Source organism: Shigella sp. FJ200513 (genome assembly GCF_040495915.1).
GTDB lineage: Bacteria > Pseudomonadota > Gammaproteobacteria > Enterobacterales > Enterobacteriaceae > ECMA0423.
This window is the reverse complement of the sequence record NZ_JBDYCV010000143.1, coordinates 1-7,882: the sequence shown is the minus strand read 5'-3', so window position 1 is coordinate 7,882 and position 7,882 is coordinate 1. Positions and strand designations below refer to the sequence as shown.

9 protein-coding genes and 1 pseudogene are annotated in these 7,882 nt (G+C 49.4%); 9 read left to right on the top strand and 1 reads right to left on the bottom strand.

The features are described 5' to 3' along the window. From ABZJ92_RS19595 to tsuB, 8 genes are all read left to right on the top strand, one after another. On the top strand, nucleotides 1–60 hold a 60-nt coding region (locus tag ABZJ92_RS19595; RefSeq protein WP_071528444.1), incomplete at its 5' end, for an IS1 family transposase. Nucleotides 61–81: 21 nt separating this feature from the next. After that, the gene (gene yoeB, locus ABZJ92_RS19590; RefSeq protein ID WP_000767829.1) at nucleotides 82–336 is read left to right on the top strand and encodes a type II toxin-antitoxin system mRNA interferase toxin YoeB; all 255 of its coding nucleotides are present in this window, start codon (nucleotides 82–84) and stop codon (nucleotides 334–336) included. 82 nt (nucleotides 337–418) lie between these two features. Continuing rightward, complete coding sequence (locus ABZJ92_RS19585; protein ID WP_000754740.1) at nucleotides 419–1,243, top strand: SDR family oxidoreductase; 825 nt, start codon at nucleotides 419–421, stop codon at nucleotides 1,241–1,243. Between the two features lie 45 nt (nucleotides 1,244–1,288). Further along, nucleotides 1,289–2,272 (top strand): LysR substrate-binding domain-containing protein, encoded by a 984-nt coding sequence (locus ABZJ92_RS19580; RefSeq protein ID WP_000803326.1) that lies wholly within the window; start codon nucleotides 1,289–1,291, stop codon nucleotides 2,270–2,272. Nucleotides 2,273–2,432: 160 nt separating this feature from the next. Beyond that, entirely contained in the window at nucleotides 2,433–2,495 is a 63-nt protein-coding gene (gene yoeI / locus ABZJ92_RS19575; RefSeq protein ID WP_097433929.1) for a membrane protein YoeI, read from the top strand. Beyond that, nucleotides 2,485–3,843, top strand: coding sequence for a putrescine/proton symporter PlaP (gene plaP / locus ABZJ92_RS19570; RefSeq protein WP_000019203.1), 1,359 nt, complete (start codon nucleotides 2,485–2,487; stop codon nucleotides 3,841–3,843). Before yoeI ends, plaP begins: the two co-directional genes overlap by 11 nt. A gap of 178 nt (nucleotides 3,844–4,021) precedes the next feature. Further along, nucleotides 4,022–5,080 carry a thiosulfate utilization transporter TsuA/YeeE gene (gene tsuA / locus ABZJ92_RS19565; protein WP_000492293.1) on the top strand — a complete coding sequence of 353 codons (1,059 nt, stop codon included), beginning with the start codon at nucleotides 4,022–4,024 and terminating at the stop codon, nucleotides 5,078–5,080. A 13-nt stretch (nucleotides 5,081–5,093) separates the two neighbouring features. After that, nucleotides 5,094–5,321, top strand: coding sequence for a thiosulfate utilization sulfurtransferase TsuB/YeeD (gene tsuB / locus ABZJ92_RS19560; protein ID WP_000985273.1), 228 nt, complete (start codon nucleotides 5,094–5,096; stop codon nucleotides 5,319–5,321). A 42-nt stretch (nucleotides 5,322–5,363) separates the two neighbouring features. Here tsuB and sbcB read toward each other — a convergent pair whose 3' ends face one another. Next, nucleotides 5,364–6,788, bottom strand: coding sequence for an exodeoxyribonuclease I (gene sbcB / locus ABZJ92_RS19555; protein ID WP_000132548.1), 1,425 nt, complete (start codon nucleotides 6,786–6,788; stop codon nucleotides 5,364–5,366). A gap of 181 nt (nucleotides 6,789–6,969) precedes the next feature. On the opposite strand from sbcB, the pseudogene ABZJ92_RS19550 reads away from it, so the two are divergent. Then, nucleotides 6,970–7,806, top strand: a pseudogene (locus tag ABZJ92_RS19550) (tyrosine-type recombinase/integrase); the annotation flags it as partial. Nucleotides 7,807–7,882 lie beyond the last annotated feature (76 nt).

Below are 7,882 nucleotides of genomic sequence, written 5' to 3'. Positions count from 1 at the left end.
TCGGTGGAGCTGCATGACAAGGTCATCGGGCATTATCTGAACATAAAACACTATCAGTAAGTTGGAGTCATTACCTATTGAGTGAAACTAATCTGGTCTGAGGAATCATGGGATGATTATCTGTACTGGCAGGAAACAGATAAGCGAATTGTTAAAAAGATCAATGAACTTATCAAAGATACCCGCAGAACACCATTTGAAGGTAAGGGGAAACCAGAACCCCTGAAACATAATTTGTCAGGTTTCTGGTCCCGACGCATTACAGAGGAGCACCGTCTGGTATACGCGGTTACTGATGATTCACTGCTCATTGCAGCATGTCGTTATCATTATTGAACAGATTCATTCATAGAATGAATTGTCAGTTTTGATACGCTAGCGTAGCCTTATAGATCTAAGGTGTATCAGGAGATAACGGATGAAAAAGGTCGCAATTGTCGGGTTAGGGTGGTTAGGTATGCCGCTGGCGATGTCACTTTCAGCGCGAGGCTGGCAAGTCACCGGGAGTAAAACCACACAAGATGGTGTCGAAGCGGCCCGAATGAGTGGCATTGATAGCTATCTGCTTCGCATGGAGCCTGAGTTAGTTTGCGATTCTGACGATCTGGATGCCCTTATGGATGCCGATGCGCTGGTCATTACGCTTCCGGCACGTCGTAGCGGCCCCGGCGATGAGTTCTATTTACAAGCGGTACAAGAGTTAGTGGATAGCGCGCTGGCCCATCGTATTCCCCGAATTATTTTTACCAGCTCAACATCTGTCTATGGCGACGCGCAAGGCACGGTTAAAGAAACTACCCCGCGTAATCCGGTAACCAACAGTGGACGAGTATTAGAAGAACTCGAAGACTGGCTGCACAATTTACCCGGTACTTCGGTCGATATTCTGCGTCTTGCGGGCCTGGTCGGACCGGGACGTCATCCGGGACGCTTCTTTGCCGGAAAAACCGCCCCTGATGGTGAACATGGTGTTAATTTAGTCCATTTAGAAGATGTTATTGGCGCTATCACTCTGTTGTTACAGGCACCTAAAGGCGGACACATCTATAATATATGTGCGCCAGCTCACCCTGCGCGTAATGTTTTCTATCCGCAGATGGCCCGTTTACTGGGGCTGCAACCTCCGCAGTTCAGAAATAGTCTGGACAGCGGCAAAGGTAAGATTATTGATGGCAGTCGGATTTGTAATGAACTGGGATTTGAATACCAGTATCCCGATCCGCTGGTAATGCCGTTGGAGTAAACGATCACGCCAGCAGGACGCCGCATGCACTGCAAGGGGGCGTGTATGAAACCACTGCTGGATGTGTTGATGATCCTCGATGCCATAGAAAAAGAGGGCAGTTTTGCGGCGGCGTCAGCCAAACTCTACAAGACGCCGTCCGCTCTGAGTTACACCGTTCACAAGCTGGAAAGCGACCTAAATATTCAATTGCTTGATCGTAGCGGACACCGCGCTAAATTCACCCGCACCGGAAAAATGTTATTAGAGAAAGGGCGGGAAGTTCTGCATACCGTGCGAGAACTGGAAAAGCAGGCGATCAAACTGCATGAAGGCTGGGAAAACGAGCTGGTGATTGGCGTGGACGACACGTTTCCTTTTTCTCTGCTTGCGCCTCTCATTGAAGCTTTTTATCAACATCATAGCGTGACGCGCCTGAAGTTTATCAATGGCGTACTCGGTGGTTCCTGGGATGCCCTGACTCAGGGGCGAGCGGATATTATCGTTGGCGCGATGCATGAGCCACCATCTTCCAGTGAGTTTGGTTTCTCGCGGTTGGGCGATCTTGAACAAGTCTTTGCGGTCGCGCCTCATCATCCGTTAGCCCAGGAAGAAGAACCGTTAAACCGTCGTATCATTAAACGATATCGGGCGATTGTGGTGGGGGATACTGCGCAGGCAGGCGCTTCTACGGCCTCACAACTTCTCGACGAACAAGAAGCCATTACCGTTTTCGATTTTAAAACCAAACTGGAGCTGCAAATTAGCGGCCTTGGCTGCGGCTATTTACCACGGTATCTGGCGCAACGTTTTCTCGATAGTGGCGCGTTAATCGAGAAGAAAGTGGTCGCCCAAACTCTCTTTGAACCTGTCTGGATTGGCTGGAATGAACAGACCGCAGGGCTTGCCAGCGGCTGGTGGCGAGATGAAATTTTAGCAAATAGTGCGATCGCCGGTGTTTATGCAAAATCTGATGACGGAAAATCAGCCATTCAAAGAAAAATTATTATGACAAGCCTCTCATTCTCTTGTCATTTCCCCCCCATTTAGGCACAATGCGCCGCTGTCAAAAAATGATTAAAAACCGACGTTTAATTAGCGTCGGTTATTTTTTGCTTCAAACCAATCATTCATACCAAGAGGCCGGGCTTCGTACCGGATAGATATTTACTAAAAATCGACAGTTGTTGTCGCTGAGGAATCCAAAAAAATGGGGCAATTTTTTGCTTACGCGACGGTTATCACCGTAAAGGAGAATAACCATGTCGCATAACGTTACTCCAAACACCTCTCGCGTGGAATTGCGTAAAACGCTTACGTTAGTTCCGGTTGTAATGATGGGTCTAGCCTATATGCAGCCGATGACGCTGTTTGATACATTTGGTATCGTTTCAGGCCTCACGGATGGTCATGTGCCGACAGCCTATGCGTTCGCATTGATTGCGATCCTGTTTACGGCTCTGAGCTACGGGAAGCTGGTTCGCCGCTATCCTTCTGCTGGCTCTGCATACACTTACGCCCAGAAATCCATTAGCCCGACTGTCGGCTTTATGGTGGGTTGGTCTTCTCTGCTCGACTATCTGTTCGCGCCGATGATCAACATTCTGCTGGCGAAAATCTATTTTGAAGCTCTGGTGCCTTCCATTCCATCGTGGATGTTTGTGGTGGCGCTGGTGGCCTTTATGACCGCCTTTAACCTGCGTAGTCTGAAATCCGTAGCGAACGTCAACACTGTAATCGTCGTGTTGCAGGTAGTGCTGATCGCGGTGATTCTGGGCATGGTTGTTTATGGCGTATTTGAAGGTGAAGGCGCTGGTACGCTGGCGAGCACGCGTCCGTTCTGGTCTGGCGATGCGCATGTTATCCCGATGATTACCGGGGCGACAATCCTGTGCTTCTCCTTTACCGGCTTTGACGGCATCAGCAATCTGTCGGAAGAAACCAAAGATGCAGAGCGCGTGATCCCGCGTGCGATTTTCCTGACCGCGCTGATTGGCGGCATGATCTTCATCTTTGCAACTTACTTCCTGCAGCTGTACTTCCCGGATATCTCTCGCTTTAAAGATCCGGATGCGTCACAGCCTGAAATCATGCTGTACGTTGCGGGTAAAGCGTTCCAGGTTGGCGCGCTGATCTTCTCCACCATTACCGTACTGGCGTCCGGTATGGCGGCGCACGCAGGCGTAGCGCGTCTGATGTACGTAATGGGTCGTGACGGCGTGTTCCCGAAAAGCTTCTTCGGTTATGTACACCCGAAATGGCGTACTCCGGCGATGAACATCATCCTGGTTGGCGCGATTGCCCTGCTGGCAATCAACTTCGACCTGGTAATGGCAACGGCGCTGATTAACTTTGGTGCGCTGGTGGCGTTCACCTTTGTTAACCTGTCGGTCATCTCGCAGTTCTGGATCCGTGAGAAGCGTAACAAGACGCTGAAAGATCACTTCCAGTATCTGTTCCTGCCGATGTGTGGTGCGCTGACCGTTGGTGCGCTGTGGGTTAACCTGGAAGAAAGCTCAATGGTTCTGGGTCTGATCTGGGCTGCTATCGGTCTGATTTACCTGGCTTGCGTCACCAAGAGCTTCCGTAATCCGGTTCCGCAGTACGAAGACGTAGCATAATCATCTTTTCTAATAATAAACCGGAGTCGAATGAACATTTGGCTCCGGTTTTTTTATTCTTTTTTATCGAAATCCTCATTAATAACCATTTGTTCTAATTTAGAGAATTTGGTTATTGGTCTGCATTCCACCAGTCATGAAAAATTTCCCCATTAACATTCATCTGGTTAATTAATTTATGTTTTCAATGATATTAAGCGGGCTAATTTGTGGTGCTCTGCTGGGATTTGTCATGCAGCGTGGGCGTTTTTGCCTGACTGGTGGTTTTCGCGATATGTATATCGCGAAAAATAATCGCATGTTTTACGCCTTGCTGATTGCAATTTCGGCACAAAGCGTGGGGGTTTTTGCGTTAATTCAGGCGGGCCTACTGACTTACGAAGCCGGGGCGTTCCCGTGGCTTGGTACTGTTATAGGTGGGTATCTTTTCGGGCTGGGAATTGTTCTGGCGGGTGGATGTGCCACCGGGACCTGGTATCGCGCGGGTGAGGGATTGATCGGCAGTTGGATCGCGCTTTTCACTTATATGGTGATGAGTGCGGTGATGCGTTCTCCACACGCCAGTGGTTTAAATCAAACCTTGCAGCACTACACTACTGAACATAACTCTATTGCTGAGACTTTTAATTTGTCTGTGTGGCCGTTGGTTACCGTTTTGCTGGTGATAACGCTCTGGGTGGTGATGAAAGAGTTGAAGAAGCCAAAACTCAAAGTCGCGACCTTACCGCCGCGCCGAACCGGGATCGCTCATATTCTGTTTGAAAAACGCTGGCATCCCTTTGTCACTGCTGTACTCATCGGTTTGATTGCGCTTTTAGCCTGGCCCCTGAGTGAAGCAACCGGACGCATGTTTGGGTTAGGAGTCACTTCCCCAACGGCCAATATTCTTCAATTTCTGGTCGCGGGTGACGTGAAATACATTAACTGGGGCGTTTTCCTGGTGTTAGGGATCTTCGTGGAGGCATTTATTGCAGCCAAAGCGAGCCGTGAGTTCCGCGTTCGCGCAGCTGATGCACAAACAACATTACGTAGCGGGTTAGGTGGTGTACTGATGGGCTTCGGTGCCAGTATTGCAGGTGGTTGCTCTATCGGTAATGGACTGGTTATGACTGCAATGATGACCTGGCAGGGCTGGATTGGCCTTGTATTTATGATTCTCGGAGTCTGGACTGCGTCCTGGCTTGTGTATGTTCGACCGCAGCGTAAGGCGCGACTGGCAACTGCTGCGGCAAATTAAGTAAGGTGTAAAGATGGCGATTAAAAAGCTGGATGTGGTGACGCAGGTCTGTCCGTTTCCACTCATAGAAGCAAAAGCAGCACTGGCAGAAATGGCCAGCGGCGATGAGTTGGTAATTGAGTTTGATTGCACCCAGGCAACTGAAGCAATCCCACAGTGGGCGGCAGAAGAAGGACATGCCATCACCGATTATCAGCAGATTGGCGATGCAGCGTGGAGCATCACCGTTCAAAAAGCCTGACTCAACATTGTCCTCCGCCGTACCAGCGGCGGCGGCTTCAAATTAGACGATCTCTTCCGCGTACTGCCAAAGTGCTTTTAACAGCGCCACTTTCTCTTTGTCATCGGCATATTGTTGTACCAGCATCTGCAATTCATCAGCATAACCCTGCAAAAACTCTGGCGTGAAGACCTGGTGGCGGTGCTCCAGCCAGCGTTGCTGCTCGGCATAATCCAGCGTCCCCGGGAAGTTGCGTGCCCGATAATTGAACAACAACTTTTCAATTCGTTTATCAACAAAAGTGATATCCAGTGCCGGTAAATTACGCGGCTCGGTTTCCAGCACAATTTTCATTGCTGCACGATCGGCGTCACTGAAAAAGCCATTATAAAGCTGTGCATCCACATTATCTGAAGGTGTAAACGGTTCGGCTTCCGCGAATATCGCTACCACTTTTTCACGCACTTGCGGATTTTCACGCAGAATTTTTAGGTTATCGAGGCAATGCTGACGATTAATTCCCAGTCGGTCGGCATCTTCCGGGCGTAGCGTATTCGCCTGGGCCAGTACCGGACATTTATTGATATGCACCAGCTTAACCGGAACGGCGGCGTTATCGCCAAGATCGGCTTTTGCGGTATATAAACGCTCGCGCAATGTGTCGATATCCAGCTCCAGTAATGGCGAAATGTCTCCTGCCAAATCCGCCATAATTACGGCATTGCGATTTTCAGGATGCCACGCCAGCGGTGCCACCCAGCTGGTATTGCCACGCCATGCCCCAAACATTCCGGAAACGTGAGCCAGGGGTTTCATCTGCGGAACATCAATCAACGCCATCAGTTTGTGTTTATTACGATGGGTAAAGAGATAATCAAACAGGCGTGGCTGACGCGTTTTTACCAGTTTCGCCATCGCAATAGTGGCGTACACATCAGCCATCGCATCGTGGGCGTTGCTATGTTCAATACCATTCGCTTTGGTTAAATGCTCAAGGCGAAAGCTCGGTAGACCGTCATCATTTTCAGGCCAGTTTATTCCTTCCGGGCGCAGGGCATAACAGGCACGCATAACATCCAGTAAATCCCAGCGCGAGTTATCATGCTGCCAGCTCCAGGCGTAAGGATCGTAGAAATTACGATAAAAAACGTTGCGTGTGACTTCGTCGTCGAAACGCACATTGTTGTAGCCCAGAATACAGGTCTTCGGTACGGTAAAAAGCGAGTGAATACGGGCGGCAAACGCGGCTTCGTTTTCTCCTTTCGCCCGTGCCTCCTGCGGGGTAATACCGGTAATTAATACTGCTCCAGGCCGGGGTAAATAGTCATCCGCGGGCTTGCAGTAAAAGACTTCGGGTTCGCCGATGACATTGAATTCGTCATCGGTGCGAATGGCTGCGAACTGTGCAGGGCGATCTAACGCGGGGTGCGTGCCAAAGGTTTCGTAATCGTGAAAGAGGAAGGTAGGTTGTTTATCTGTGTCTGTCATTGTCTAGCATTGTCCACTGTAGTTAATTAACTGTCTGTTATAACTCGAAAAGCAACCCTTTTTTCACCTGAGTATGTCTACGAACGTCAAATATAGTTGTTTACTGTGCGCTGTTGTCCATGTGATATTGTGTACCAGATGTGTGCCAAACTATTATTTCTGAGCGTACCAAATATTATTTATGGCTATAAGCGACACAAAACTGCGTACTATTTATGGTAAACCATATTCGGGCCCACAAGAAGTGGCTGATGCCGATGGCCTCAGCGTACGAATTTCACCGAAGGGGGTCATCCAGTTCCAGTACCGCTATCGCTGGCATGGCAAGCCTAATCGACTTGGGCTTGGTCGATACCCATCCCTGTCTTTGAAGGATGCCAGACAGATCACTGCTGACTTGCGAAAGCTCTATTTCTCAGGAACGGATCCACGCACCTATTTTGAAGAGAAGGTGGAGAACTCCATGACGGTCGCCCAGTGTCTCGACTACTGGTTCGACAACTACGTCTCTACAACTCTCAGAGAAAAGACCCAGGCACTTTATCGATCAACGGTTATGAAGCGCATGCATGACGCCTTCCCTAATCGTCCGGCATCTTCTATCACGGTTAAGCAATGGGTTGACCTGCTTACCGAAGAAGAAAAAGATAATCCACGCCGAGCAAGGCAGGTGCTAAGTCAACTAAGATCAGCAATTAGTTGGTGCATGCGGCGTCAGTTGATAGATAGTTGCGCAATTATGAGCATCCAGCCAAGGGACTTCGGCTCCCGCGCTGAGGTAGGGGATCGGGTACTGTCGTATCACGAACTGGCTAAGATTTGGCTTGCTATTGAAAGAAGCCGTGCGTCTACGTCAAATAAGCTCCTTCATCAGATGCTTATGCTGTGGGGGGCGAGGCTCTCAGAGCTTAGGCTGGCAACAAAGACAGAATTTGACCTGCTGGACAACGTATGGACCGTACCGAAAGAGCATAGCAAGATGGGTAATGTTATCCGCCGTCCAATCTTCGAACAAATGTAAGCGCCCCATCAGCGACGTCTTGTGAAAATTGTCCTGTCTGGCAACAATCGCGCCCATCTATATTGATGGACAC

Coding starts and splice junctions, on each gene's coding strand:
- ABZJ92_RS19585 (WP_000754740.1), top strand. CDS start 419: ATGAAAAAGGTCGCAATTGTCGGGTTAGGGTGGTTAGGTATGCCGCTG.
- ABZJ92_RS19580 (WP_000803326.1), top strand. CDS start 1,289: ATGAAACCACTGCTGGATGTGTTGATGATCCTCGATGCCATAGAAAAA.
- plaP (WP_000019203.1), top strand. CDS start 2,485: ATGTCGCATAACGTTACTCCAAACACCTCTCGCGTGGAATTGCGTAAA.
- tsuA (WP_000492293.1), top strand. CDS start 4,022: ATGTTTTCAATGATATTAAGCGGGCTAATTTGTGGTGCTCTGCTGGGA.
- tsuB (WP_000985273.1), top strand. CDS start 5,094: ATGGCGATTAAAAAGCTGGATGTGGTGACGCAGGTCTGTCCGTTTCCA.
- sbcB (WP_000132548.1), bottom strand. CDS start 6,788: ATGACAGACACAGATAAACAACCTACCTTCCTCTTTCACGATTACGAA.